General features: G+C 69.1%; 26 protein-coding genes and 1 pseudogene. 13 read left to right on the forward strand and 14 right to left on the reverse strand.

Annotated elements, in window-relative coordinates:
• From FXN61_RS00705 to FXN61_RS00715, 3 genes are all read left to right on the forward strand, one after another.
• Window positions 1-194, forward strand: a 194-nt coding sequence (locus tag FXN61_RS00705) for a hypothetical protein (protein ID WP_167969280.1), incomplete at its 5' end; no start/stop codon positions are given.
• A gap of 80 nt (window positions 195-274) precedes the next feature.
• Complete coding sequence (locus tag FXN61_RS00710) at window positions 275-457, forward strand: DUF6104 family protein (protein ID WP_167969282.1); 183 nt, start codon at window positions 275-277, stop codon at window positions 455-457.
• 127 nt (window positions 458-584) lie between these two features.
• The gene (locus tag FXN61_RS00715; RefSeq protein ID WP_167969284.1) at window positions 585-1,097 is read left to right on the forward strand and encodes an RICIN domain-containing protein; all 513 of its coding nucleotides are present in this window, start codon (window positions 585-587) and stop codon (window positions 1,095-1,097) included.
• Window positions 1,098-1,160: 63 nt separating this feature from the next.
• On the opposite strand, the gene FXN61_RS00720 is transcribed toward FXN61_RS00715, so the two are convergent.
• On the reverse strand, window positions 1,161-2,153 hold the full coding sequence (locus tag FXN61_RS00720) for an aldo/keto reductase (RefSeq protein ID WP_167969286.1): 993 nt from the start codon (window positions 2,151-2,153) through the stop codon (window positions 1,161-1,163).
• 118 nt (window positions 2,154-2,271) lie between these two features.
• Between FXN61_RS00720 and FXN61_RS00725 the strand changes: the two genes are divergently transcribed.
• Both FXN61_RS00725 and FXN61_RS00730 read left to right on the forward strand, forming a co-directional pair.
• Window positions 2,272-3,096, forward strand: coding sequence for a hypothetical protein (locus FXN61_RS00725; RefSeq protein WP_167969288.1), 825 nt, complete (start codon window positions 2,272-2,274; stop codon window positions 3,094-3,096).
• A gap of 96 nt (window positions 3,097-3,192) precedes the next feature.
• The gene (locus FXN61_RS00730; RefSeq protein ID WP_167969290.1) at window positions 3,193-4,368 is read left to right on the forward strand and encodes a S8 family peptidase; all 1,176 of its coding nucleotides are present in this window, start codon (window positions 3,193-3,195) and stop codon (window positions 4,366-4,368) included.
• Between the two features lie 123 nt (window positions 4,369-4,491).
• On the opposite strand, the gene FXN61_RS00735 is transcribed toward FXN61_RS00730, so the two are convergent.
• From FXN61_RS00735 to FXN61_RS00780, 10 genes and pseudogenes are all read right to left on the reverse strand, one after another.
• Window positions 4,492-5,373, reverse strand: a complete 882-nt coding sequence (locus tag FXN61_RS00735; RefSeq protein WP_167969292.1) for a hypothetical protein — start codon at window positions 5,371-5,373, stop codon at window positions 4,492-4,494.
• A 67-nt stretch (window positions 5,374-5,440) separates the two neighbouring features.
• On the reverse strand, window positions 5,441-6,574 hold the full coding sequence (hutI, locus tag FXN61_RS00740; protein WP_167969293.1) for an imidazolonepropionase: 1,134 nt from the start codon (window positions 6,572-6,574) through the stop codon (window positions 5,441-5,443).
• Window positions 6,571-7,851 carry a formimidoylglutamate deiminase gene (locus FXN61_RS00745; protein ID WP_167969294.1) on the reverse strand — a complete coding sequence of 427 codons (1,281 nt, stop codon included), beginning with the start codon at window positions 7,849-7,851 and terminating at the stop codon, window positions 6,571-6,573. The genes hutI and FXN61_RS00745 overlap by 4 nt, the downstream gene beginning before the upstream one ends.
• Window positions 7,845-7,988: a hypothetical protein gene (locus FXN61_RS51340; protein WP_167969295.1), complete on the reverse strand. Its 144-nt coding sequence runs from the start codon at window positions 7,986-7,988 to the stop codon at window positions 7,845-7,847. The genes FXN61_RS00745 and FXN61_RS51340 overlap by 7 nt, the downstream gene beginning before the upstream one ends.
• A 113-nt stretch (window positions 7,989-8,101) precedes the next feature.
• Entirely contained in the window at window positions 8,102-8,728 is a 627-nt protein-coding gene (locus tag FXN61_RS00755; RefSeq protein WP_167969296.1) for a hypothetical protein, read from the reverse strand.
• Window positions 8,729-8,762: 34 nt separating this feature from the next.
• Window positions 8,763-9,932, reverse strand: coding sequence for an allantoate amidohydrolase (locus FXN61_RS00760; RefSeq protein ID WP_167969297.1), 1,170 nt, complete (start codon window positions 9,930-9,932; stop codon window positions 8,763-8,765).
• Window positions 9,932-11,571, reverse strand: a pseudogene (gene hutU, locus FXN61_RS00765) (urocanate hydratase). Before hutU ends, FXN61_RS00760 begins: the two are co-directional and overlap by 1 nt.
• Window positions 11,571-13,076: a histidine ammonia-lyase gene (gene hutH / locus FXN61_RS00770; RefSeq protein WP_167969298.1), complete on the reverse strand. Its 1,506-nt coding sequence runs from the start codon at window positions 13,074-13,076 to the stop codon at window positions 11,571-11,573. Before hutH ends, hutU begins: the two are co-directional and overlap by 1 nt.
• Before the next feature lie 87 nt (window positions 13,077-13,163).
• Complete coding sequence (locus FXN61_RS00775; protein ID WP_167969299.1) at window positions 13,164-14,105, reverse strand: hypothetical protein; 942 nt, start codon at window positions 14,103-14,105, stop codon at window positions 13,164-13,166.
• Window positions 14,102-14,629, reverse strand: a complete 528-nt coding sequence (locus tag FXN61_RS00780; RefSeq protein ID WP_086668405.1) for a SigE family RNA polymerase sigma factor — start codon at window positions 14,627-14,629, stop codon at window positions 14,102-14,104. Before FXN61_RS00780 ends, FXN61_RS00775 begins: the two co-directional genes overlap by 4 nt.
• A 113-nt stretch (window positions 14,630-14,742) precedes the next feature.
• Here FXN61_RS00780 and FXN61_RS00785 point away from each other — a divergent pair, with 113 nt between their 5' ends.
• From FXN61_RS00785 to FXN61_RS00800, 3 genes are all read left to right on the forward strand, one after another.
• Window positions 14,743-15,528 carry an IclR family transcriptional regulator gene (locus FXN61_RS00785; RefSeq protein ID WP_167969300.1) on the forward strand — a complete coding sequence of 262 codons (786 nt, stop codon included), beginning with the start codon at window positions 14,743-14,745 and terminating at the stop codon, window positions 15,526-15,528.
• 149 nt (window positions 15,529-15,677) lie between these two features.
• Entirely contained in the window at window positions 15,678-16,676 is a 999-nt protein-coding gene (locus FXN61_RS00795; RefSeq protein ID WP_167969302.1) for a GNAT family N-acetyltransferase, read from the forward strand.
• Window positions 16,673-17,629, forward strand: coding sequence for a GNAT family N-acetyltransferase (locus FXN61_RS00800; protein WP_167969303.1), 957 nt, complete (start codon window positions 16,673-16,675; stop codon window positions 17,627-17,629). The genes FXN61_RS00795 and FXN61_RS00800 overlap by 4 nt, the downstream gene beginning before the upstream one ends.
• Before the next feature lie 27 nt (window positions 17,630-17,656).
• Here the strand turns inward: FXN61_RS00800 and FXN61_RS00805 are convergent, their stop codons facing one another.
• From FXN61_RS00805 to FXN61_RS00815, 3 genes are read right to left on the reverse strand one after another with little or no spacing between them, the layout of a single operon-like run.
• Entirely contained in the window at window positions 17,657-18,556 is a 900-nt protein-coding gene (locus FXN61_RS00805) for an ABC transporter substrate-binding protein (protein WP_167969304.1), read from the reverse strand.
• Window positions 18,553-19,218 carry an ABC transporter permease gene (locus FXN61_RS00810; protein WP_167969305.1) on the reverse strand — a complete coding sequence of 222 codons (666 nt, stop codon included), beginning with the start codon at window positions 19,216-19,218 and terminating at the stop codon, window positions 18,553-18,555. Before FXN61_RS00810 ends, FXN61_RS00805 begins: the two co-directional genes overlap by 4 nt.
• Before the next feature lie 5 nt (window positions 19,219-19,223).
• Window positions 19,224-19,640, reverse strand: coding sequence for an ABC transporter permease (locus tag FXN61_RS00815; protein WP_312877464.1), 417 nt, complete (start codon window positions 19,638-19,640; stop codon window positions 19,224-19,226).
• A gap of 77 nt (window positions 19,641-19,717) precedes the next feature.
• On the opposite strand from FXN61_RS00815, the gene FXN61_RS00820 reads away from it, so the two are divergent.
• From FXN61_RS00820 to FXN61_RS00840, 5 genes are all read left to right on the forward strand, one after another.
• Window positions 19,718-20,356, forward strand: coding sequence for a phage tail tube protein (locus FXN61_RS00820; RefSeq protein ID WP_167969307.1), 639 nt, complete (start codon window positions 19,718-19,720; stop codon window positions 20,354-20,356).
• Complete coding sequence (locus FXN61_RS00825) at window positions 20,353-20,628, forward strand: hypothetical protein (RefSeq protein ID WP_167969308.1); 276 nt, start codon at window positions 20,353-20,355, stop codon at window positions 20,626-20,628. Before FXN61_RS00820 ends, FXN61_RS00825 begins: the two co-directional genes overlap by 4 nt.
• Before the next feature lie 113 nt (window positions 20,629-20,741).
• Window positions 20,742-21,029 (forward strand): hypothetical protein, encoded by a 288-nt coding sequence (locus tag FXN61_RS00830; protein WP_188134534.1) that lies wholly within the window; start codon window positions 20,742-20,744, stop codon window positions 21,027-21,029.
• 39 nt (window positions 21,030-21,068) lie between these two features.
• Complete coding sequence (locus FXN61_RS00835; protein WP_167969309.1) at window positions 21,069-23,951, forward strand: phage tail protein; 2,883 nt, start codon at window positions 21,069-21,071, stop codon at window positions 23,949-23,951.
• Window positions 23,952-23,954: 3 nt separating this feature from the next.
• Window positions 23,955-24,743 carry a hypothetical protein gene (locus tag FXN61_RS00840; RefSeq protein ID WP_167969311.1) on the forward strand — a complete coding sequence of 263 codons (789 nt, stop codon included), beginning with the start codon at window positions 23,955-23,957 and terminating at the stop codon, window positions 24,741-24,743.
• Window positions 24,744-24,748: the final 5 nt, after the last annotated feature.

Raw genomic sequence — 24,748 nt, forward strand, 5'->3', positions numbered from 1 at the left:
GGCCAGGTGCTGCCGTTGACCCGGATGCCGTCGTCGATCCACCGCGGCAGTGCAACGGCGTCGGTGAGACTCCGAGCGGTGAAGTACCCGTGCAGGGCGGCGTGTCGCGCCGCCCGATGGCCGCCCCGTCGGCCGGTTCGAGCAAGGTGCACGAGGTCGAGCAGCGCGAGATCATCACCCGCGCGTTCGAGTGATCACCACCGTTTGATCGAACGAGCCGCCGGGCCCAGTGGGCTCGGCGGCTCGTTTTCTTCAGCCTCACAGGAGTTCTGCCATGTACTTCACCGATCGCGGCATCGAGGAGCTCGAGAAGCGGCGCGGCGACGAGGAGGTCACCCTCGCGTGGCTCGCCGACAAGCTCCGCGCGTTCGTCGACGCCAACCCTGACTTCGAGACGGCCATCGAGCGCTTCGCCACCTACCTGGCGCGCGACGACGAGGACGACTTCGAGGACTGAGCAGGGCTCACCTTTCGGACCTTTTGGCTGTTTGCCAACGTTTTTGAGCATCCCGATGCTCAGGCGCTCCCCTCACGGCACCGCGATGATCACGTTGTTCGATCACCGCAACTCCTGAGGGGGAGTCTTGTTCAAGAAGATGATGATCGCCGCCGCGACGCTCGCGATGGTGGCGCTGCCGGCGGTGGCGTCCGCCGCGCCGGCACCGGTAGGTGCACGGGCTGTGGCCGGCCCGTACGTGCTGCAGGTCGGAACCCCGCCGGGCAGGGTCCTGGAGGTGTTGCGCAGCCAGGTCAGCACGAACGGCGGCCTGATCCGGCAGTACGACCGCGACGGCTCCGACGAGCAGAAGTGGCTGTTCTTCGACGACCGCACCATCAGGCCGCTGTTGGACACCACGATGTGCCTCGACGCCAACCCGAACGAGAACTGGGACGGCGGCAAGGTCTGGGTCTGGAAGTGCAACGGAACCGCGTTCCAGAAGTGGGCGCAGGCGCCGGGACTGGCCAACACGCTCCAGAACGAGCACAGCCTGAGGTGCCTCGACGCCAACCCCAACGAGAACTGGAACGGCGGAAAGATCTGGCAGTGGCGCTGCTGGGGCGGCGGACCGCAGAGCTGGACGCGCATCAAGGTCTGACCTGAGGGCGTCTGCAAGTACTACCGACTGGCAGTTGGTAGTACTTGCAGACGCCGGAAACCACTACCAGGCGTAGGCCTCCGGGGCCGGCTTCGACCCGTTCGGCGCGGGCGCCGGGAACAGCTCGTCCAGCTTCCCCAGCACCTCGGCGTCCAGCTTCAGCTCCGCCGCCCGCAGCGAGTTGTCGAGCTGCTCAACGGTGCGCGGGCCGATGATCGGCGCCGTGACACCGTCCTGGTGCAGCAGCCACGCGAGACCCACGTTGGCCGGGTCCTCCCCCAGCTCCGCACACAGCTTCTCGTAGGCGTCGATCGTGTCGCGGTACTTCTCCAACGCGTCCGCGGACCGGCCGGACGCACCACGCGACGCGGTGCCCTCGCGCTGCTTCCGCAACACACCGCCCAGCAGACCGCCGTGCAGCGGTGACCACGGGATGACGCCGAGGCCGTAGTGCTTGGCAGCGGGGAGCACCTCCAGCTCCACCCAGCGCGTCATCAGGTTGTAGATGGACTGCTCGGAGACCAGGCCCAGGAAGCCGCGGGTACGAGCGGCTTCCTGGGCCTGGGCGATGTGCCAGCCGGCGAAGTTCGACGAGCCGAAGTAGATGACCTTGCCCTGCTGGCGCAGCACGGAGAAGGCTTCCCAGATCTCGTCCCACGGCGTTTCGCGGTCGACGTGGTGCATCTGGTAGAGGTCGATGTAGTCGGTCTGCAGGCGCTTCAACGAGGCGTCGGCGGCGCGGCGGATGTTCAGCGCCGACAGCTTGTTGTCGTTGGGCCAGTCACCCATGCTGCCGTAGAGCTTGGTGGCGACGACCGTCCTTTCGCGACGGTTGCCGCCCTGGGCGAACCACCGGCCGATGATCTGCTCGGTGACGCCCTCGCCCTGCTTCCAGCCGTAGACGTTGGCCGTGTCGAAGAAGTTCAGGCCGTGTTCGTGCGCGCGGTCCATGATCGCGTGGCTGTCGGCCTCGGTCGTCTCGGGACCGAAGTTCATCGTGCCGAGGCACAGCCGGGAGACGGACAGGCCGCTGCGGCCGAGGTGGGTGTATTCCATGACTCCACCCTGCCTCGCGCGGCGGCGTAGTGCCACGTGGAGCTGCTCCAGCACGGCCGAAGGGCTCAACATCGGCCGCATCGGCTAACAGGCCGCCGCCCCGGCACGAGGCACGGGCATGGACACCGTGCTGAAGGTGTTGCGCGATCCGCTCTTCGGGGTCGGGCTCGCCATCGTGCTGGCCGTTCTCGCGACACGGGTCGGCGGCTGCCTCGTCCGGCTCACGCTTGCGCTCGGCTCGATCGCCGCGTTCATCTGGCTGCTCGTGCGGTTCGAGCCGTTCGAGAACTTCGTCGTGGCGGCGGTCAGTGCTGTCGCGACCGTGCTGGTGGTGCTGGTGATCTGCCTGGCGGCGATCGCGATCGTGGCTGTTATGGCGATCTACGCGATGCATCACCATGAGACCAGGCGACCGCGTCAACCACGCGAGCCGCGCACTCCACCGGCCAGGCAGCCGGCGCAGTACTCCGACGACGAGGAGACCGCCCGGCTCGAACGTTGGCGCGACGACTTCGGCGAACTCGACGCACGGCTGGTGAGCATCGTGGAGTCACTGGTGGATCTGGACGACGATCTCGGTCTGTTCCGGGGCATCGGCAGGCTGACGGCGGCCTACTTCCACGGCCTCACTCCGCACCTGCCGGACGTCCGGCGGATCGGCGACGACTGCGACCGGCTGCTGCTGGACCTGGCGGACGACCTGCCGGAGAGCTTCACCGGTGTCGACGAAGCCCGGCTGCTCGCATTGGCGTCGGCCGGCAGCTACCTGCCCAGCCGCGACGAGCTGGAGGAATGGGTCGACGACGAGATTCCGTGGTACGGCTACTGGGCGGTGCGCGCACTGTGCGTCCACCGCAGCTGGCGCGTCACTGCGTCCGTCTACGCGAAAATCCAGTACGGCCGAGTCCAGGTGTTGCAATGTCTTGCGGCGCCACAGTTTTGACAGTATTGAGAACTGAAGTTTCGAACCTGTTATCGAGCGCACGGCTCGCGTTAGTTTCTTGGTGTTCCCCAGTTCGTTCCCTGCCAGGAGGAACACATGGCACGACTCCGGCGTCATGTCGCCATTGCGGCGGCATTCGGCATCGCTTCCACGGCGATGTGGACGCCCACCGCGATCGCCGAGGAGGCGGTGCTACCCGGTGCGGGCGCACAGGCGGTCGAGGGCAGTTACATCGTGGTGCTCAAGGACGGCGCGCGCACCCCTGCCAGCGCGTTGGCGTCCCGCTACCAGGGCTTCGTCAAGCACACCTACAGCACCGCACTGCACGGGTTCTCCGTCACCGGGATGTCCGAACGACAGGCGCGGCGGCTCGCGGCCGATCCCGACGTCGAGTTCGTCGAGCGCAACACCTTCGCCACGATCCAGGAGACCCAGTCCGACCCGGCCTGGAGCCTCGACCGGATCGACCAGGCGAACCTGCCGCTCGACAACAGGTTCACCTACCCGAACACCGCGTCGAACGTGACAGCGTACGTTCTCGACACCGGAATCCGGAAAACGCATTCCGAATTCGAGAATCGTGCCGCCGACGGTTACGACTTCATCGACAACGACGCCGTCGCGCAGGACTGCGAGGGTCACGGCACGCACGTCGCCGGCACGGTCGCGGGCAAGACGTACGGCGTCGCGAAGAAGGCGAAGGTCGTCGGCGTCCGTGTGCTCGATTGCAACGGCGGCGGTGCGTGGGACGGCATCATCCGCGGCATCGACTGGGTGACGCAGAACGGCAAGAAGCCCGCCGTGGTCAACATGAGCCTGGGCGGCAGCGGCACGAACAGCGCGCTGGAGAACGCGATCAGGCGTTCGATCGACGCGGGCTTCACCTACGTGCTGGCGGGTGGCAACAGCGGCCAGGACGCGTGCGACTTCACCCCGGCCCGCACGCCCGAAGCGATCACGGTCGGCGCGTCCGACCGCAACGACAAGCTGTCGATCTGGCCGAACGGTTCGTCGAACTTCGGCCAGTGCCTGGACATCTGGGCGCCGGGCAGCGAAATCGTCTCGGCCTCGCACCGCAGCGACACCGGCACCCGTTCGACAGGCGGCACCTCGATGGCGGCTCCGCACGTCGCGGGCGCGGCGGCGCTCTTCCTGAGCGCGAACCCGGACGCGACGCCCGCCCAGGTGCGCGAAGCCCTGATCGGCGCCGCCACGCCGGACAAGCTGACCGACATCAAGACGGGTTCACCGAACCTGCTGCTGAAGATCTAGGAAGCCTGCCGTCGCCGTCCTCCCTGCACCGGCGACGGCCATCCTGGCGCCCTTGATGTTCAGGCCGATTGCGGCTCGGCCGAGGCATCAGCGTGAAAGGGGCGCGTGAGGTGGGAGTGGGTCCTATTCCCACTCCCACCTCACTCCGTAGATGCCGGGCTTCGAGTTCCGCACGTGGATGTGTGTGGACGCGGTCGTCCCGATCCACAGGTCGTTGAGCGCGGTTTCGGGTTCCTGCAACGACGGCCGGTTGAACGCGTAGCACCGCGCGGGCACGGCGTCCGGGTGGAAGTCGATCTGCAGCACGTAGTCGCCCACCGGCCGCAGGAACCGCCGGTCGCAGACCTCGCTGTCCGCACCGGGTTTCATCCGGACCCGGTAGTCGACGAGCGCGGTCTCTCCCGCTCGGAGCATCCGGTCGAACAGGATCTCCGCGACGAGGAACCCGGTGGCGTCCTCGCTGCGCACGCGCCCGAGCCGGCAGGGTGCCCCGGCCTCGATCGTGGCCACGCCGAGATCCGTGGCATCGGCGAGCTGGATGGCCAGGAACCTGTCGACACCGTCCTCCAGCGCCTGAACGACGCCGGTGCAATGCATCTCGACCTCACGACGGTCCGGCCCGATCACCTGCCGGTCCCGCACGCTCAGGTACGTCGACGCCGTCGGTTGCTGCCTGTCGATCCGCGCCATGACCTCACCGAGGTCGGTGGCCCGCGAGTCCCACATGTCCTCGAGCGACATCGCCTGCCCGACCCACCGCCCACGTGGTCTCTTGCCGCCGAGCCGATCGGTGAGAAACCCTTCGCCGAGGTCGAGAAGCTCCTCCAGCGCGGTCACGACCTTCAGCGACTCTGGCCGTTCCGGACGGCTGCGGCCGCGGCGCCAGTAGCTGAGCGTCGAGAGGCTCACCTGCATGCCGCGCGCGGCCAGGTGGTGCTGGATGCGTTCGAGGCTGAGTCCGCTGCTGTCGACGGCTTTCGTCAGTGCCTCCGCGAAGTCCACCACGGAGGCACCGTACGGCGCTGCCACCCTCCGCCAGTAGGCCCACACGGAGGGTTATGAGGCGTCAGCCTCAAATGGCTCGTTCACCCCGGCGCCACACCGAGTGGGTCAACGGAACGCCTGGGCGGTATGCCAAGTGCGTGATCGACGGCGCGTCCAGCACGTGGAGGTCGGCACGCGCACCAGGCCTGATGACGCCGACGTCGTCACGTCGCAACGCCCGCGCGCCACCTGCCGTCGCCGCCCACACGGCTTCCTCGACGCTCATCCGCATCTGCAGGACCGCCGTGGTCACGCAGAACGCCATCGACGAGGTGTAGGACGAGCCGGGGTTGCAGTTGCTGGCCAGCGCGACCGTCGCACCGGCGTCCAGCAGTGCGCGGGCCGGCGGCAACGACTGACGGGTCGAGAGGTCGCACGCCGGGAGCAACGTGGCGACCGTCTCGGACGACGACAGCGCATCAACATCCTTTGTGGACAGATAGGTGCAGTGGTCGACCGAGGCGGCATCGAGCTCGACGGCCAGCCGCACGCCGGGGCCCTCGCCGAGCTGGTTGCCGTGCACGCGCAGGCCCAGACCCTTTGCCGCGGCGGCGGTGAGCACGGCCTTCGACTGGTCGTAGTCGAAGGCACCCTTCTCGCAGAACACGTCCGCCCAGCGCACGAAGGGTGCGACGGCGTCGAGCATCTCGCCGCGGACCAGCTCGACGTAGGTGTCGGCATCCTCGCCAGGCGGGACGAGGTGGGCACCGAGGAACGTGACCTCGTCGGCGTGCTCGGCGGCGATCCGGGCGCTGCGCACCTCGTCGGAGACCGTGAGGCCGTAGCCGGTCTTGGTCTCCACGAAGGTCGTGCCCTGCTTCAGCGCCTCGGCGACGTGCCGGCGCACGACCTCAGACAGTTCGGCGTCGGTGGCGTTCCTCGTGGCGGCGACGGTCACGGCGATGCCACCCGCGGTGTAGGGCTTGCCTGCCATGCGCGCGCCGAACTCGGCGGTGCGGTCGCCCGCGAAGACCAGGTGGGTGTGGCTGTCGACCCAGCCGGGCAGCACGGCGCGACCCTCGACGTCGACGCGCTCGTCCGCGGCCGGGGCGTTTCCCGACGACCCCACCCAGGCGACCTGCTCGCCGTCGATGACCAGCGCGTCGCCGGTGGACTCGCTGTTCGTGGTCAGCTCACCGATACCGGTGATCAGCACGCTCATGCCCACAGCTCCTCGATCGCGTCCGCCAGCAGCCTGCCGACGTCTCCCAAAGTCTCGTGCACCCCACCGGAGGCGACCACCCGGCCGCCGACCACCACCATGTCCACATCGGACGCCGTGGCCGACAGGAACACCTGCTGCGGCAACGAACCGGCGGTGCGCGGTGTCGAGCAGCTGATCGCCACTAGGTCGCAGGGAGCACCCGGCTCGATGCGCCCCGCATCCGGCCAACCGAGCGCGGAATGCCGGGTGGCGGCCTGAAGCAGTTCTGCGGGCGAGAAGCGGCCGCGTTGCCCGGTGCGGAGGCGCTCGTTGTGTTCCAGGGCGCGGGTTTCCAGCAGCGGGTCGATCACCGCGTGCTGGTCGCTGCCCAGCGACAGCGGGCTGCCCGCGTCGGCCAGTTCGCGGGCCGGCCCGATGCCGTCGGCCAGATCGGCCTCGGTCGTCGGGCAGAAGCACGCACCCGTGCCCGTGCCGCCCAGGGTTCCGATGTCCTCGGGCGTGAGGTGGGTGGCGTGCACGGCGGTGGTGCGCGGCGACAACGCGCCGGCTTCGTTCAGCAACCCGGTCGGCGTGAGGCCGTATGAGGCGAGGCATGCCTCGTTCTCCGCGGGCTGCTCGGAGAGGTGAACGTGCAGCGGGGCATCCGGAAACGCCTGCGCCACCACGGGAAGCTCGGCTCGCGGGACCGCGCGGACCGAGTGGATCGCCGCACCGACACGCATCACGTTGTCGGACTTGAGTTCGGAGACCCGGTTCGCCCACGCCTCGGCGCTGCCGTCGGAGAAGCGTTGCTGCACCTCGTTCACCGGCTGGTCGATTCCGCCGGCGAGGTAACAGGTGTCGAGCAGGGTCAACCGGATGCCCGCGTCGGCGGCGGCCTCGCGCAGCGCGTACCCGAACTCGTTCGACCTGTCGTGCACGTAGTGGAACTCACCAACAGCCGACACACCGGCGAGCGCCATCTCCGCGTAGACCGCGCGGGCCAAGCGGTAGTAGGACTGCGGGGTCAGCTTCGACGCGAGCGCGTACATGCCTTCCCGCCACGTCCAGAACGTGCCGCCGCCGTCGTGCGTGCGGCCGCGCAACGCCCGGTGGAACGCGTGGGAGTGCGCGTTCGCGAAGCCCGGCACGACGATGCCGTGCAGCCTCCGCACGCCGAGCGGAATCGTGTCCACAGTGGACACACTCGTGATCTTGCCTGCCTCGACCCTGATCAGCACGCGTTCGGCAAGCCCGTCGGGCAACCACGCCCGCTCGCACCAGAAGTTCACCACACGTCCGCCTCTCGACCGCACACGTACTTCGCGTCCACCGTCGTCGACCGCACGCCCCACTTCGGCGCCGGCACGGTGACCTTCTGAAAGTTCACGCCGTCGTCCGACGTCTCGAAGCTGTCGCCGAACCTGAGCACCACTCGCTTGCGTCCTTGCGTGACAACACATTCACGCCCAGCGAGCGATGCCTTCCCTGTGACGTAACCTCGCCCGGACGGTGCGGAGAAGCGCGCCGTCCGGTGCACGAACTTCACGTTCTTCTTCTCCGACGTGCGGACCTCGACGAACAGCTCACCATGACGCGCCAGCCCGGGATCAGGCGTGAGGTGGCGAGCGTCGGTGCGGCGATCTGGCCGTCTCGCTTCGTGTAGACCGTGTATACGGCACCTGGCTTGTAGCGCGGCCACGTGACGAGCACGTCGTCGCCGACAAGTCGAAGCTTCAGTTCCGGCTCCCACAGGACGATGTCCGGCACGCGTTGCGGATCCTCGCCGTCCTTGAAGAACACCTCTGCCGACACTCCCCGGTCACCCCAGTCGGCGACGACCGAGAGTTCGTCGTCCTTGATCCAGTCCGCGGGGAAGCTGTAGGTGCCTTCCGGGGTCTGCTTGACGTACCTGGGTTCCGCGCACGCACCGAACGCGCACGAGAAGCCGCTGGACATCACCAGCAGCAACACCTCGGCGGTCTGCCACTGCCGCAGCCCGACCGTCGCTCGTGGCGCGGCCGTGCCAGAGGCGTGCATTACCCGACCGTAGAGCGCGCCCTGCGCGGGCGGCTCCACAGCCGGGGTCGTCGGTTCGGCACCTTCGTAACGAGGCGCCTTCACCGTGCACGCAGTCAGCATCAGCACCAGCAGGATCCCCCAAATGCGCATGGGCGGACCGTAGCGAGGAACGCCGCCGCGCGGGTCATGATCCGAGATGTTCGATCGTCGCGGCCAGCGCTTTCACGCCCGCGTCGACATCGGACTGCTCGGCGAACTCCTCCGGCGCGTGGCTCACGCCGGTGGGGTTGCGCACGAACAACATCGCGGTCGGCACGTGCGCGGCGAGTATGCCCGCGTCGTGGCCGGCGCCGGTCGGCAACGCCGGAACGCCGCCGAGCGCGCCCGCGATGTCGTCGCGCAGTGCCGGGTCGAAGTACACCGTGTCGCCGTACGACTCCTCGGTGATCTTCAGCTCGCAGCCCTCCTCCTCGGCAGCTTCGTGGGCCGCCTCGGAGATCTCCGCGACCATCGCACGGGTGCGCGCGTCGTCGCTGTCCCGCGCGTCCAGCCACACGTCCACAGTGGACGCGATGACGTTCGTGCCGCCGGGGTTGGGGACGAGCCTTCCCACTGTGGCGCGCCCGCCGCCCCTGGCCGCTTTCCGCGCCGCCAGAACGAGCTGTGACGCCGGGAGCATCGGATCCCTGCGGTCCTCGATGAGGGTGGCGCCGGCGTGGTTGCCCTCACCGCTGAACGTGAAGCGCCACCGGCCGTGCGCCAGGATGCTGGACGCCACTCCGACGGGGACCGTCAGGCCGCGGCCCTGTTCGACGTGGAGCTCGACGAACTGGCCGATGCGCTGGAGAGCACGGTCGTCCTTGCCGACCAGGTCCGGGTTGTAACCGGCGGCCTTCATCGCCTCGGCCAGCGTGACGCCGTCCGGATCCTTGAGCCGCAACGCGTTCTCCGCCGGGATGGCGCCGGTCAGGAGGCGTGAACCCAGGCACGCGACGCCGAACCGGCCACCCTCCTCTTCCGCGAAGACCGCGATGGCGAACGGCCTGCGCGGCGTGAACCCCTTGGCCTGCAGGAGATCCACGGCCTCCAACGCGCTGGTGACGCCGAGCGGGCCGTCGAACGCGCCGCCGCCGGGAACCGAGTCCAGGTGGCTGCCGGTGACGAGCGCGTTGGTGCCGCGCTCGCCCCACCAGGCCCAGAGGTTGCCGTTCTGGTCGGTCTCGACGTTGAGGCCGCGCTTGACCGCCTGCTCGACGAACCAGTGCCGGAGCTCGAGCTCTGGCTTGTCGTAGCCGTGACGCGAGTAGCCGCCGCGTTTCGAGTCCCTGCCGACGTCCGCGATCTGGTCGAGCATCAGCCCTCCATCGGAATGCGTACACCCTTGTCGGCGGCCACCGTCTTGGCCTCGTCGTACCCGGCGTCGACGTGCCGGATGACGCCCATGCCGGGGTCGTTGGTCAGCACGCGCTCGATCTTCTGCGCGGCCAGCTCGGTGCCGTCCGCGACGGTCACCTGGCCTGCGTGGATCGAGCGGCCGATGCCGACGCCACCACCGTGGTGGATCGACACCCACGTGGCACCGGAAGCCGTGTTGACCAGGGCGTTGAGCAACGGCAGTCCGCGATCGCGTCGGAACCGTCCGCCATCGCCTCGGTCTCGCGGTACGGCGAGGCCACCGAGCCGCAGTCGAGGTGGTCGCGGCCGATGACGATCGGCGCGGACAGTTCGCCGGACGCCACCATCTCGTTGAACTTGAGGCCGGCCAGGTGCCGCTCGCCATAGCCGAGCCAGCAGATCCTGGCTGGCAGGCCCTGGAACTCGACGCGCTCCCCCGCCATCTTGATCCACCTGGCGAGCTGCTCGTTGTCCGGGAACAGCTCCAGGATCGCGGCGTCGGTCTTGGCGATGTCGGCCGGGTCGCCGGACAGCGCTGCCCAGCGGAACGGGCCCTTGCCCTCGCAGAACAGCGGCCGGATGTACGCGGGCACGAAGCCGGGGAAGGCGAACGCCCGGTCGTAGCCGCCGAGCTGCGCCTCACCGCGGATCGAGTTGCCGTAGTCGAAGACCTCGGCACCGCGGTCCATGAAGCCGACCATCGCCTCGACGTGCGTGGCCATCGACTTGCGGGCCCTGTCGGTGAACTCCTCTGGCTTCGAGGCGGCGTAGTCCTGCCAGTCCTCCAGCGAGACACCGATCGGCAGGTACGCCAACGGGTCGTGCGCCGACGTCTGGTCCGTCACGATGTCGACCTCGACCTCGCGGCGCAGCAGCTCGGGCAGGATCTCGGCCGCGTTGCCCACGACACCGACGGAAACGGCCTCACCGGCTGCCTTCGCGGCCAGCACGCGCTCGATCGCCGAGTCCAGGTCCGCCGCGAGCTCGTCCAGGTAGCGGGTCTCCAGGCGACGCTGCGCGCGGTGCGGGTCGACCTCGATGCACAGCGCGACGCCCTCGTTCATCGTCACGGCCAGCGGCTGCGCGCCACCCATGCCGCCGAGGCCGGCCGTCACGGTCAGGGTTCCGCGAAGCGTGCCGCCGAAGCGCTTGGTGGCGACCGCGGCGAACGTCTCGAAGGTGCCCTGCAGGATGCCCTGGGTGCCGATGTAGATCCACGAACCGGCGGTCATCTGCCCGTACATGGTGAGGCCCTCGGCCTCCAGGCGGCGGAACTCCGGCCAGTTCGCCCAGTCCGGCACCAGGTTGGAGTTGGCGATCAGGACGCGCGGCGCCCACTCGTGCGTGCGCATGACGCCGACCGGACGGCCGGACTGCACCAGCAGCGTCTCGTCGGCCTCCAGGTTCGCGAGCTCGCGGGAGATCGCGTCGAACGACGGCCAGTCGCGCGCGGCCTTGCCGGTGCCGCCGTAGACGACGAGGTCCTCCGGGCGCTCGGCCACGTCCGGGTCGAGGTTGTTGTGGAACATCCGCAGCGCGGCCTCTGTCGACCACTGCTTCGCGGTCAGTTCGGTTCCACGGTCAGCGCGTACGACCATTACAGAGCTCCACTTCGAATCAGGGCCTCAGCGGCAGCGATCTCGGGTGCGAGGTGGCGGTCGGGACCGGGGCCCTGGACCGTCTCGCGCAACTTCGCCACGGCGGCGGCCGTCGCGGGGACGGGCTTGAGGGGCGCGCGCAGGTCGAGCGCACGCGCGGCGGTGAGCAGTTCGATGGCCAGCACGGTGGTCAGGCCGTCCACCGCCTTGCGCAGCTTGCGAGCGGCGGACCAGCCCATCGACACGTGGTCCTCCTGCATCGCGGAGGACGGGATCGAGTCGACGGACGCCGGCACGGCCAGTCGCTTGAGCTCGGACACGATCGCCGCCTGGGTGTACTGGGCGATCATGTGGCCGGAGTCGACACCGGGGTCGTCCGCGAGGAACGGCGGCAGGCCGTGCGAGCGCGAGACGTCGAGCATGCGGTCGGTGCGGCGCTCGGCGATGGACGCCACGTCCGCGAGCGGGATCGCGAGGAAGTCCAGCGCGTAGGCGACGGGGGCGCCGTGGAAGTTGCCGTTCGACTCGACCCTGCCGTCCGCCAGCACCACCGGGTTGTCGATCACCGACGAGAGCTCGCGGTCGGCCACCGTCGCCGCGTACGCCACGGTGTCGCGCGCCGCGCCGTGCACCTGCGGGGAGCAGCGCAGCGAGTACGCGTCCTGCACGCGGGTGCAGTCGGGACCGCGGTGCGAGGCGACGATCTCGGAGTCGCGCAGGAACGCGAGCATCCGCGCGGCACTGAGGTTCTGGCCGGGGTGCGGGCGCAGCGCGTGCAGCTCCGGGGAGAAGACGCGGTCGGTGCCGAGCAGCGCCTCGACGCTCATCGCGGCGGTGAGGTCGGCGATGTCGAGCAGCCTGGTCATGTCGGCGATCGCCAGCGCCAGCATGCCGAGCATGCCGTCGGTGCCGTTGATCAGCGCGAGGCCTTCCTTCTCGGCCAGCTGCACCGGTTCGATGCCCGCTTCGGCGAGCGCCTCCGCCGCCGTCACGAGCTCGCCCTGAGCGTTGCGGACCATGCCCTCGCCCATCAGCGCCAACGCGCTCGCCGACAGCGGCGCCAGGTCGCCGGAGCAGCCCAGCGAGCCGAACTCGTGCACCACCGGGGTGATGCCGGCGTTCAGCATCCCGGCCATGGCGTCCACGGTGGACAACCGGACGCCGGTGTGGCCGGTCGAGAGGGTGCGCAGCCGCAGCAGCATCAGCGCCCGCACGACTTCGCGCTCGACCTCAGGACCGGAACCGGCGGCGTGAGAGCGGATCAGCGACCGCTGCAGCTGGGCCCTGCGGTCCGGCGGGATGTGCCGGACGGCGAGCGCGCCGAACCCGGTCGAGACGCCGTAGGTGGGGCGTTCGGCCGTGGCGAGCTGTTCGATGTGGGCGCGGGCGGTGGTGACCGCCTCACGGGCCGCCTCGGTGATCGCCACCGGGGCGCCGTCGCGGGCGACGGCATGAACGTCCTCGAGGGTCAGTGGCTTCGGACCCAGCTCCACCGGTTGTCGCATGCAGACATCACAGCGCCCCGGAGCCGACTCAGCGACCCCGGAGCGCGTGATGGCGTCTGGCATCCCAGACGAGGCATCCCAGACGAGCTACCTCTTGCGGATCCAGCCGGTGTCGACGTTCGACGCGATCTCGACGTCGTTGACCGCGGCGACCAGGTCGTCGACCGACTTGCCAGGCACGGTGCTGATCGTACTGATCCAGAGGTTGCCCTCCTGCACCACCACGCGGCCGTCGACGAGGACGCCCTGCTTGCCACGGACGGTCACCGGCGCGGTCTGCTTGCCGGTGAGGTCCGGCCCGTCGGAGAACACCGTCACGTCGACGGGAGCAGGGGAAAGCCGCGCGCTCCAGTCGCCGGGCCCGGTGCCGCGGAACTCGTTGGCCGGCTTGCCCTTCACCTTGAAGGGCGCCTGGAAGGTCGCGTCCGAGTCCGCACGCACCGAGTCCGCGACGCGCAGAGCGGTCTCCTTCAGCCTGTCCATGCCGCTCACCTGGACGACCAGCGTGACCTGTGCCTTCCACTCGACGACCGCCTTGCCGGCGTACTCCTGCACGCGGGCCTTCAGGCCCCGGACCGTGGTGTCCTGCCACCCGTCAGGGCCGCCCGCGTAGCTCATGCCACCGCCGAGCTGGACCTGCGGCCCGTCACCCGACGGGGCGTCCGCGGGAGCGTCCGACGGCACCCAGACGCGCGCGGTGGTGCCGTCCTCGTTCGCGGCGCGAAGGGTCTCGACGAACCCGTCCGGCAGCCAGTGGGGCGTGTACTTGAGCGCGACGCTCTGGCCGTTGCCCGGCATGAGTGCGGCGGCCGCGTCGTTGTGGCTCGGCGGCGTGTACCTGTCGCTGGCGATGGCGCCCGCGAAGATCAGGACGGCGACGGCGGCCATTCCGGCGGTGGCGATCAGGAAGATGTTGTTCCGTTGCCTTTTCCGCTTGCGCCGCAAGGCGTTCAGCGTCGGCCCCGGATGCGGAGTCCGTTCGGCGAGTTTGCCGAGCGCCTCCTTGACGAGCTGTTCGGTGTCGTTCACGACAGGCCCTCCCCGAGCCGCAACCCGACACCAGCGGGCTCCGGCGTGTGGTCCAGGCGGAGTGTGGCCAGCGCACGCGAGATGTGGCTGCGCACGGTTCCCTCGGCACAACCGAGCATCTGTGCGATCTCCGAGTCCTCGTAGTTCTCGTAGTAGCGGAGCACGACCGCGGCCCGCTGTTTGCGGGGCAGCTTGGCGATCCGCTGCAACATGGCTTCCCGCTCGTCGTAGTGGTGCGTCGTGTCCCCGACGGGCGGTGTGACGGACTCCAGCGTCGTCATGCAGAGGGCGACGTCCTTGGCGGCCCTGCGTCGGCGCCACGAGAGGTACTCGTTGGTCACCATGCGCTTGACGTAGGCGTGAGGGAGGTCGACTGAACCGATGCGATCCCACTTCTGCTGCGCACGCAGCAGCACTTCCTGGACCACGTCCTGGGCCAGGTGCGGGTCGCACGTGAGCACGGTGGCATAGCGCAGCAACGGGGTCACCTGTTCTGCCACGAAGTCATCGAAACTCGGTGTCAATCCCGACCCCCTTCAAAACCGTCACGCCATTCCAACGCACCTCAGGGCTGTTCTGTTGAGTGTGCCCTGATGGAGGAACGGCGTGGGCTGCATCACGTGGGAAAATCACTGTTGTGGGCAGCAGCAGTGACGTTCCCGCGCTGCGGCGAGGGCTAGCGGTCCTCCGGCTGCTGGCAGGCAGACCGGGGCCGGTCTCCGCGGCGTCGGTGGCGCGCGAGCTGAATCTGCCCAGGTCAACGACCTACCACCTGCTGTCCGAGCTGACTGAGGCCGGCTTCGCGACCCACTTCCCCGAGGAGAAGCGCTACGGCCTGGGCGTCGCGTCGTTCGAGCTCGGGTCCGCTTACCTGCGTCACGACCCGCTGGAGCGACTGGCCCGTCCTCTCCTGCGGAAGCTCGCCGACCGGATGGAGAAGGTCGCACATCTGGGTGTTCTTCACGGCGCCGAGGCGCTGTACCTGGTGCGCGAACAGCCCCGGCAGCCGCAGACGATCGTGTCCGACGTCGGCGTCCGCCTGCCCGCACATCTGACCGCGTCCGGCCGCGCGATGCTGGCGCACGTGTCTCCGGCGCAGGTCAGGGCGTTGTTTCCGTCCGTGGCGTCGTTCGTCGACAGGACCGGCCGTGGCCCGCACAACCTGCCGGCGTTGCGCCGGTTGCTGACCATCGAACGCCGTCAGGGCTGGGCGGTCGAGGACGGCTTCGTGACCGTGGGGTTCGCCTCGGTGGCGGCGCCGGTGTTCGACCACGGGGAGCGGCCGATCGCTGCCATCACGCTCACGTTCCGGCACGTGTGCGACACGCCTTGCGGTCAGACCTGGCCCGAGCTGGCCAAGGAGGTCCGCAAGGCCGCCGAGGAGCTGACCGCCCGGATCGGCGGTCACGCGGCCGCACCTTAGCGTGCTGTCCGAGTCAGGAGGACCGTCGTCGCGCTGGAGGTCGTCACCGTTGGCGAGGCCCAGCATCACGTGCAGGAGGACCGGCCGAAGGAGATCGCGGCGACGATCGCCTCTTGGACGGAGCGCCATGAACTGATTGCATAGCGTGCATGGGGGTATCAGTCAAAAAGTTCGATCCAGCGCACGCGTCCGAGGCCGAGCTCCGCGCCTTCCACGAGGTGATGTCCGCCAGGTACGCGGACGACCGGCCCAAGTGGACCGCACCGACATACGAGGAAGTCCTGTTCCGGCTGAGGACGCCGTTTCAGGGGCTGGGGCCGTCACACCGGTGGTCGGCCGGCCTCGACGGCGAGATCGCCGGGTTCGCCGAACTGCTCGTCCCGGACAACTGGGAACACGTGGCTCTGCTGGAGATCATCGTGCACCCACAGGCCCGGTGCCGGGGCGTTGGCAGTGCGGTCCTGCACTCTCTGCTGCCCGAGATCGAGGCCCACGGCCGCACCCAGGTCGAAGGCTGGCAGATCACCAGGGGCAGCGCCGGCGCCCGGTGGGCGGCGAACCGCGGGTTCCGGACCATCAACGCCAACATCCTGCAGAACCTGACGTTCGCCGAGGTGGACAGCACGCTCTGGGACGTCCCGGCCCCGCCCGGCTACCGGCTGGTGCAGTGGACCAGCCGTACACCTGACGACCTGCTTTCCGCCTATTCCGCCGCCCGCAACGCGATCCACGACGCACCCACCGGCGAGCAGACCGTGCCGTCACCTCAGTGGACGCCCGAGCGAACCCGAGAGGCGGAGGACGAGTACCTGGAGCGCGGCGCCGAGCAGCGGGTCGTGGTGGCGGTGCACGAGGCGAGCGGCGCCGTGGCCGGCATGACCGAACTGGAACTGCACAGCGAACGTCCGCGCCGGGCGTTCCAGCAGGAAACCTCCGTGGTACCGGCCCATCGCGGGCGCGGGCTCGGCCGCAGCATGAAGGCGCACATGATCCGCTGGGTGCGGTCGGAGAAGCCCGAACTCTCGGAGATCGCCACCGGCACCGCAGCGGCGAACGCTCACATGGCACGGATCAACCACTCGATCGGCTACGTGACGATCGGCGACATGATCGCCGTCAGCGCGGCGACTGCGGAGGTGCGGGCGTGATCGAGCATCTGGACTTCGCGCAGGCGTCCGACGAAGACCGACGCGGGCTCTACGAGGTGGTGGCGGCCTGGGCGGTTGAAGACACGCCCGGCAAGAAGAAGCCGCCCTACGCTGCTTGTGTCGCGCGCTGGGAGACCCGCGACGAACTCGGCTTCGAGCCGCCGCGCTTCGTTGTGGCGCGGGAAGACGGGAAGATCGTCGGCTACGCCCAGGTGCAGGTCTCCGAGGCCGAGGCCAACGCGCACCTCACCATTGCCACCGTCGTGGTGCTGCCGGAACACCGCCGCCGTGGCATCGGAACGGCATTGCTCCGTGCCATGCCATCGTTGATGAACGGCCAGACCGTCATCGAGTCCTGGAGTGTCATCAAGGGCAACCCCGGCGAGCAGTTCGCCGCCGCCCGAGGATTCCGGGTCATCACCTCCATGACGAGGCAACGGCTCGCGCTCACCGAGCTACCAGAGGTCGGTGAGCCGCCGCCGGGGTACGAACTGGTCACGTGGAAAGGTGCGGCCCCGGACGAGTTCGTCGAGGCCTACGTCGAAGGCCTCAACGCGATCGCGGACGCACCGTTCGGCGAGACAACCTTCGACCACGCGCACAACACGGTCGAAAGCATCCGGCGGGAAGAAGCGGAAGCCGACGCGGATCGGTGGGTCGTTCTCCTGCTGCACAAGGGCGACGTCGCCGGAGTAACGGTGGTGGAGCGAGACTCCACGGTCCCCACCGTGGCTGAGCAGTTCCACACGGTCGTGCTGCCCGCGCATCGCGGCAAGGGACTGGGCCGGCTGATCAAGGCGCGCATGCTGCACAACCTCAGCGGCGTCGAGACCATCTACACGCGCACCAGCAGCCAGAACGAACACATGCTCCGCGTGAACCACTCGCTGGGCTACACGGACACCTACACATACATGGCGGTACAAGCAAAAATCGCTGACCTGCAGCCGTAACACGACCGCAGGTCAGCGATCAAGCGATCAGATGCCCGCGGAGGCGAGCCACTCCTTGGCGACCTTCTCCGGCTCCGGCTTGTCCGGCGCCGCGAGCTTCTGGTTCAGCTCCAGCAAGATCTTCGTGTCGAGCTTCTTCGAGATGGCGTTGAGGGTGTCGCGAACCTGCTGCGACGCCTTCTTCTCGTTGATGAGCGGCACCACGTTCTCCGCGGCGAAGACGTTCTTCGGGTCTTCCAGCACCACGAACTCGTTGGCCTTGATGGCGGAGTCCGTCGTGAACAGGTCGGCCGCCTGCACCGTGTTGTCCTTCAGGCCGGCGACGGTCAGCGGGCCGCCGACGTCGAGCGCCTTGAACTCCTTGAACTCGCAGGCGTACTTGGCCTTCAGGCCGAGCAGGCCGTCCGGGCGGTTCTGGAACTCCGGCGGGCCACCGAAGACCATGTCCTTGCAGTACGGCACGAGGTCGTCGATGGTCTTGAGGCTGTACTGGGCGGCGGTCTGCTTGGTGACGACGACCGCGTCCTTGTCCTCTGCCGTCGACTTGTCCAACACGATGAGGCCCTGCGGCATGGCCTTCTTCAGCGCCGCGTACACCTCCTCGGAACCGACCTCGGTCGCCTCCTTGTTGATGTGCTTGAGAAGCACGCCCGTGTACTCGGGGATCAGGTCGATCGAGCCGTCCTGAACGCCCTTGAAGTACAGCTCGCGGTTGCCGATGTTCATCTTCTTCGAGACCTTGATGCCCTTGGCGGCCAAGGCTTCTGCGTAGATCTCGGCGAGCAGGCGCGACTCCGGGAAGTTCGCGGAGCCCACGACGATGGTGTCCGTCGGGGCCGGGTTGTTGTTGCCACCACCCGACAGCGGGTCACCGCCGCACGCCGACAGAAGCATCACGGCAGCGACAGCCGTGGCGATGCGCTTCATCTTTTTCCTCCGGTTCCCACTGGACGCAGCCCTGGGGAGACCGTCAGCCGTTGCAGGCCGGCGAACCCCAGGTCGACGAGAACGGCGAGCAGTGCCACGAGCACCGCGCCGGCGAGCATCTGACCGAAATCCTGCAGGGCGAGGCCGTCGAAGACGAGCCTGCCGAGACCACCGGCGCCGGTGTAGGCGGCGATGGTGGCGGTCGCGACGACCTGCAGTGCGGCGCCGCGGAAACCGCCGTAGATCAACGGAAGCGCGTTCGGGATCTCCACCTGGAGCAGCACTCCCGACTCGCGCATGCCGACGCCTCGTGCCGCGTCGACCGCCATCGGGTCCACCGCGCGGATTCCCGCGTAGGTGCCCGCCATGATCGGCGGGATCGCGAGCAGCACCAGCGCGACGTACACCGGGAAGTCACCCAGACCCGCCCAGAGCACCACGAGGATCAGCACGGCCGTGGTCGGCAGGGCGCGCAACGCGTTCGAGAGCCCGACGACCATGAACCCGCCCTTGCCGGTGTGGCCGACGAACGCGCCGAGCGGGATCGCGATCACCGCGGCGATCAGCAGTGTCAGCAACGTGTAGCCGAGATGTTCCAGCAGCCGGACCGGAATCCCGGTCGTGCCGGACCAGTGCGCGGGATCGAAGAGCCAGTCGCCCATTCAGCTCACCTCCCCGCCCGTGCCCACGGCGTGAGCACCCGTCCGAGCAGCAACAGCAGACCGTCCGCGAGCACCGCCAGGACGACCGTCCCGATGAGACCCGCGATGACCTTCTCGGTGTGGTCGGTCTGGTACCCCTCGGTGAAGAGCTGGCCGTAGCCGCCGAGGCCGACGAGCGCGCCGACGCTCACCATGCTGATGTTCGACACCGTCGCGACGCGCAGGCCCGCGATGGTGACCGGCAGCGCGAGCGGGAAGTCGACGGTGAGGAACCGGCGCAGCGGCCGGAACCCCATCGCGTTCGCCGCGGCGACGACGTGGCCGGGCACCGCGGCCAGCGCGTCGGCGACCGAGCGGACCATCAGCGCGACCGTGTAGATCACCAGCGGCACGATGACGTTGATCTCGTCGAGGATCTTCACGCCGATCGGCCACCGCCACGGTCGCCGTCCGCGTCCGCACCCCCACCCGCCCCTGACTCGCATGGAGGCCGTCCAGCTTGAGCCTGAACCCCACACTCGTCCGCGTCCCCGGCACCGGGGAACTCTCCCTCGCCCCACCCGGCACTCCCGAACCGACCGACCCCGCCGCGCCGCTGCTCGCTCCCTGGAGCGGCCTCGGGCTGTCCACTGAGGACGGCGTCACGATCCGCCGCGCGGTCGAGCGGTCGGGCACCACGCACTGGCAGCAGATCACCCCGGCCCGCTACATCTACACCTCCCAGGAGCTCACCGTCGCCAGTGTCTTCCAGGAGACGCGCGGCATCGTGCTCGGCGCCTACTTCGGCGGCATGACCTTCACCGAGACCGCGCAGGGCAGCAAGAAGTACAGGGCGGAGATCAGCTCCGCGCCGAAGGGCGACGAGCGCGCCCTGTGCGTGGACTGGGTCGACCAGGTCTCTGCGACCCAGGTCTTCAACCACCGCCTCTACATCCCGCGCGTCGAGGTCTCCGAGACAGCCGAGTCGCAGTGGACCCGCACTCAGGAAGCCCGCTGGGGCCTCACGTTCGCGGCGCTCTCGCCCGCCTCCGGCACCACGCTCGCCGTGTGGCTGACCAACGACCCGGCCGTCCTGCTCGCCGCCCCCAGCGGTGCCTCGCTCACCGCTGCCACCGACTCGAAGGAGAAGACCGCTTGAGCAACCGCCAGCGCCGGGAAGCCACCGGAGCACCTGCAGCAGCGTCCGGCACGGCGTTGATGTGGCGCGGCAAGCGCTTCACGCTGCCCACCCCGGAGAACTACCCACTCGACGCGATCGAGGCAGAGGAGGACGGCCGCACCCTGGCCGCACTGCGCATGATCCTCGGCACCGAGCAGTACGCCACCTTCCGCGAGATCGCGAAGACCACCGGGGATGCCGAGAACTTCTCGCAGGCCATCATGCGGGAGTTGAAGCGGGGAAACCGGTAGCGGTCGGCCGCCTGCTCGCGGACGACACCACCGCCGACGCTCTCGAAACCGACCTGCTCCGGTACGGCGTCGACCTGCTCGACCTGTATCGGGGCCGCCTGTCCTACCGCCGCGTGTGCGCGCTCGTCGCCAACCTCCCCGAGGACGCCGCCGTGTGGCGCAGCCTCGGGGAAAACGCCGGCTGGCCACGCCACGACCTGTTGCTGGTCGCGCTGGAACGGCGCACCACCTTGTTGTGGGCCACGGTCGCCACCGCGCTCGGGCACAAGGTCACCGACGCCGACCTCGCCGGACCACTCGACGCCCTGCCCGCGTCCTCCTCTCCGAGCACGGGAGGAGGTGAGCCCGAACCGGAAACCAAGTCCCTGCGCGAGATCGCGCTGTGGATGCGAGGGGCGTGATCGCCCCTGACCACAGTCGGACACGGCTACCTCAAACTCATGCCGACCGTCGTCGGCATCGGCCGAGAAGTCCAGCGCGCCGTCCGCGACGCCGAACGCGGCGCACCGGACATCAGCCTCGCCGCGCAGATCCAGACGACCCTGGTCCGCTCGCAGCTGCGGCAGCTCGCCGCCGAGGGCGACCAGACCGCCATCCAGCTGCTGGCCAAGCTCGACGCCCTGCCCGCCGAACGCGAGGTCGCCGCCGCACAGCAGCGGATGAGCGGACGCGTCGTGCGGTTCCGGGCAGTGCTGGACAAGTCGTTCACCAGCGCGCTGCACGGGATCGTGCAGCTGGACAACGCGGTCACCGGCACCACTGCCGGCATCACGCGCCACACCGCCGCAGTCGGCGCCGCCACCCTGAAGTACGGCGCGTTCCTCGCAACCCTCGCGCAGGCCATCAGCCTGACCGGCGGACTCGGTGCAGCTGCGGCCACGGCGTCGGGCTCGCTGCTGGTCCTCCCAGCCGCAGGCATCGCCGCAGCCATCGCCGTCAACACGCTCAAACTCGGCGTGGAAGGCCTCTCCGATGCGCTCAGCGCCGAGTCCGCAGAGGACTACGCCAAGGCCGTCAAGGACTTCCCGCCCGCGATGCGGGAAACCACCGACGCCGTGCGCGCGTTGCGGCCGCAACTCGACGGACTCCAGCTCGACATCCGAACCAGGCTGTTCGCCGGGCTCGGTAAGGAGGTCGACCAGCTCGGCAGCACCTACCTGCCGGTGCTGCGCGGCGGCCTGGCCGACGTCGCCGGAGGCTTCAACCTCGCCGCCCGCAACGCCGCCGCGTTCACCCGCGACGGCCGCACGATCGACGACGTCCGGCTGATCCTCGACCAGACCAGCCAGTCCGTCCGCGCGCTGTCCGGCGGTGCCGCACCGCTGCTCCAGATCATCCGTGACCTGGCGGCGGTCGGCTCGGAGTTCCTGCCCGGCTTCGCGTCCGGATTCGCCGATGGCGCAACGTCTCTGGCCGAATTTGTTTCCCATGCCCGCGAGACCGGGCAGCTGCGCGAGTGGATGAGCGCCGGACTGTCGGCGGTCGGCGACTTCCTGACCACCGTCGCGAACCTGGGCCGGATCGTGTTCACGATCCTGTCCGCCGCGAACACCCACGGCGTCAGCCTGTTCGCCACGCTCTCCGCGCTGACCGGGTCCATGCCCGCGTTCCTCCGCAGTGCGGAGGGAACCGTTGCCCTGCAACAGTTTTTCGGCGGTCTCCACGCCGCCGCCTCGGGTCTGCTGACCCTGCTAGAGGCCGTAAGTCGCGCGTTCGCTTCCGACACCATCCCTGCGGTCGGTCAGTTGGGTGTGTCCCTGGGCCAGGCCTTCACGATGTTGGCGGCCGGGGCGAAACCGGCCGCTGAGATCCTGGCCGTTCTCGCACCGCTTGCTGGGATCGCGGCGCAGGCCCTCGCCTCGGTTTTGATTCCGGCCTTGAGTGCGGTCTCGTCTATCGCGGCCGAGCTTGCGCCCGTCGTCGGCGAGGTCGTGCAGGAGCTCGTCGGCGGCGCGCTGGCCGACGGAATCCGCGAGCTCACGCCTGACCTGCTCGAACTGGCTCGTGCGGCCAAGCCGCTGGTGGCCGCCATCGGCCGCCTGCTGGTCCAGGCGCTGCGCACAGCGGTCCCCGCCCTGTCCTCGCTCCTCGCGGCGCTGACCCCGATCGCGACCGAGCTGGGCGGCGCGCTCGTCCAGGCCATCGAAGCGGCGTTGCCGTTGGTCACGATGCTCGCGGCGATCTGGTCGGACGTCCTGTTGGCCGCTTGGGAGCAGGCGCGGCCGGTCCTTCCGGTCTTGGTCGAGTCGATCAAGCAGCTCGTCACCGCTCTGGACCTGTCGGCCGCCACGCCATCGTTGATCGAGACCGGCACGCTGCTGGGCAAGATCCTTGCTGACGCGCTGCGCAACCTCGTTCCGCTGATTCCGCCACTGGCTGCGGCGTGGGTGCAGTTCTGGAGCGAAGGCCTGCTCCCGATGACGCCGATCTTGCTCCGGATCGTCTCGGAGCTGCTGCCCGAGCTGCTTCCGCTGCTCGCCGAACTGGTGCCGCTGATCACCCAGGCGCTCTCCATCATGACCGTGTGGAACGCCGGGCTGCTCAAGTTCGCCGGCGTCTTCCTCGACTACGTCATCCCTGCGCTGAAGCTGTTCATCAACGACGGCGTCGCGCCAGCCTTCCGCAACGCCGTCGAGATCATCTCCAGCGCCCTCGCCCTGATCAAGGGCGTGGTCAACACCGCCCTCGCAGTCGTCCGCGGCGACTGGACGGGCGCGTTCCGCGGGCTGCAAGAGATCGCGTCCGCCGGGTGGCGGCTCCTCGTCTCCGGCGCCGAGTTGGGCATCCGCTCGCTGATCGGCTTCCTGGGCGGCGTCCCCGGTCAGATCCTTGCCGCCTTCGGAAACCTGGGCTCGCTGCTGTTCGAGGCGGGCAAGAACCTGATTCGCGGTCTGCTGCGCGGGATCGAGTCCATGATCAGCGCGGTCCGCTCGAATCTGGCCGAGCTGACGAACCTGTTGCCCTCGTGGAAGGGACCGCCCCAGCGAGACGCGAAGCTGTTGCGCGCCAACGGTGTGCTCATCATGCGCTCCCTCGTGGACGGCTTCGAAGCCGAGGAACCGGCCGTGCGCCGCTACCTCACCAACCTGACCGACCGCATCCCCGCCGCCACGCTCGCCGTCGAGACCGATCCCGTTGCCGCGCAACGACTCGCCAGCCAGGTTGCTACCACGACCGGCCGGGAGGACACATCGGGCACGGACCTCGCCGCGCTGGTCGACGCGATCGAGCGCCTGGCCGCCCGGCCGGTCGTGGTGCAGGTTGGCGCAACCGAGATCGCCCGCGCGACCGCCGAAGGCCAGCACGCGTTGTCCAGGAGGTGATCGTTGGGATCGCTGTGGATCGGCCCGCCCGGACGCATGCGCGAAGTCCGGGACGCGGCAACGGAGTTCGACCGCTCCATCAGCCTCGGCATCGAGGAGTTCGCGGCGCTGTCGGGCGGGATCACCACCACCCGACTGGCCACGCCACCCCGACGACTGTCGCTGTCCTGGTCCGCGATGGCCCAGGCTGAGGCGCAGTGGGTAGAAGCGTTGGTGCGCAACGTGTTCGGACCCGGTCCGCTCGCGGTGATCGACCCTGCGTCACGCAACCTGCTGGAAGGCGGGCAGTCACAGGGCTACGGTCCCCGCTCGGCGTACCACGCTGGCATGTGGGGCACGCTCACCGAACGAGCCGACCGGGTCATGACCATCACCGACCCTCGCGACGGGGACCAGTTGGGCTACGACCACGCACACTGGTTCGGCTGGCCCGTCACGCCGGGCCTTCCGGTCCACGTCGCCACGGCGATACCTGACGGCCAGTGCCAGCTGGTGTTCTATGCGGCTGACGAGCTGTACCTCGGCGACGCCGGACCCGCTCCGACGCTCACGGCCATGCCGCCAGCAGGAGCTGCGTTCGCAGTTTTCCGGGTAATCCTGCGCGCGTGGACCGGTACGAAACTGGTCGGCCCGGCCGTGCTGCGCATGGGCGATCCGATCGAACCCGGCGACCTGGGTGCGCTCGGCAGCGGCTACCCCGCCATGACCGTCACCAGCTACACCGACAAGGCCCGTCCGCCGCACCGCGACATCACGCTATCCCTGGTGGAGGTGCGCCGTACTCCCCGCTAGCCCGA

The sequence above is a fragment of the Lentzea indica genome (assembly GCF_012184385.1).
Classification (GTDB): Bacteria; Actinomycetota; Actinomycetes; order Mycobacteriales; family Pseudonocardiaceae; genus Lentzea; species Lentzea indica.

What these genes read in the sequence shown, in the direction of transcription:
- FXN61_RS00710 (WP_167969282.1), top strand. Translation starts at nt 275, where the DNA reads ATGTACTTCACCGATCGCGGCATCGAGGAGCTCGAGAAGCGGCGCGGC.
- FXN61_RS00720 (WP_167969286.1), bottom strand. Translation starts at nt 2,153, where the DNA reads ATGGAATACACCCACCTCGGCCGCAGCGGCCTGTCCGTCTCCCGGCTG.
- FXN61_RS00725 (WP_167969288.1), top strand. Translation starts at nt 2,272, where the DNA reads ATGGACACCGTGCTGAAGGTGTTGCGCGATCCGCTCTTCGGGGTCGGG.
- FXN61_RS00730 (WP_167969290.1), top strand. Translation starts at nt 3,193, where the DNA reads ATGGCACGACTCCGGCGTCATGTCGCCATTGCGGCGGCATTCGGCATC.
- hutI (WP_167969293.1), bottom strand. Translation starts at nt 6,574, where the DNA reads ATGAGCGTGCTGATCACCGGTATCGGTGAGCTGACCACGAACAGCGAG.
- FXN61_RS00755 (WP_167969296.1), bottom strand. Translation starts at nt 8,728, where the DNA reads ATGCGCATTTGGGGGATCCTGCTGGTGCTGATGCTGACTGCGTGCACG.
- FXN61_RS00760 (WP_167969297.1), bottom strand. Translation starts at nt 9,932, where the DNA reads ATGCTCGACCAGATCGCGGACGTCGGCAGGGACTCGAAACGCGGCGGC.
- hutH (WP_167969298.1), bottom strand. Translation starts at nt 13,076, where the DNA reads ATGCGACAACCGGTGGAGCTGGGTCCGAAGCCACTGACCCTCGAGGAC.
- FXN61_RS00795 (WP_167969302.1), top strand. Translation starts at nt 15,678, where the DNA reads ATGGGGGTATCAGTCAAAAAGTTCGATCCAGCGCACGCGTCCGAGGCC.
- FXN61_RS00805 (WP_167969304.1), bottom strand. Translation starts at nt 18,556, where the DNA reads ATGAAGCGCATCGCCACGGCTGTCGCTGCCGTGATGCTTCTGTCGGCG.
- FXN61_RS00810 (WP_167969305.1), bottom strand. Translation starts at nt 19,218, where the DNA reads ATGGGCGACTGGCTCTTCGATCCCGCGCACTGGTCCGGCACGACCGGG.
- FXN61_RS00835 (WP_167969309.1), top strand. Translation starts at nt 21,069, where the DNA reads ATGCCGACCGTCGTCGGCATCGGCCGAGAAGTCCAGCGCGCCGTCCGC.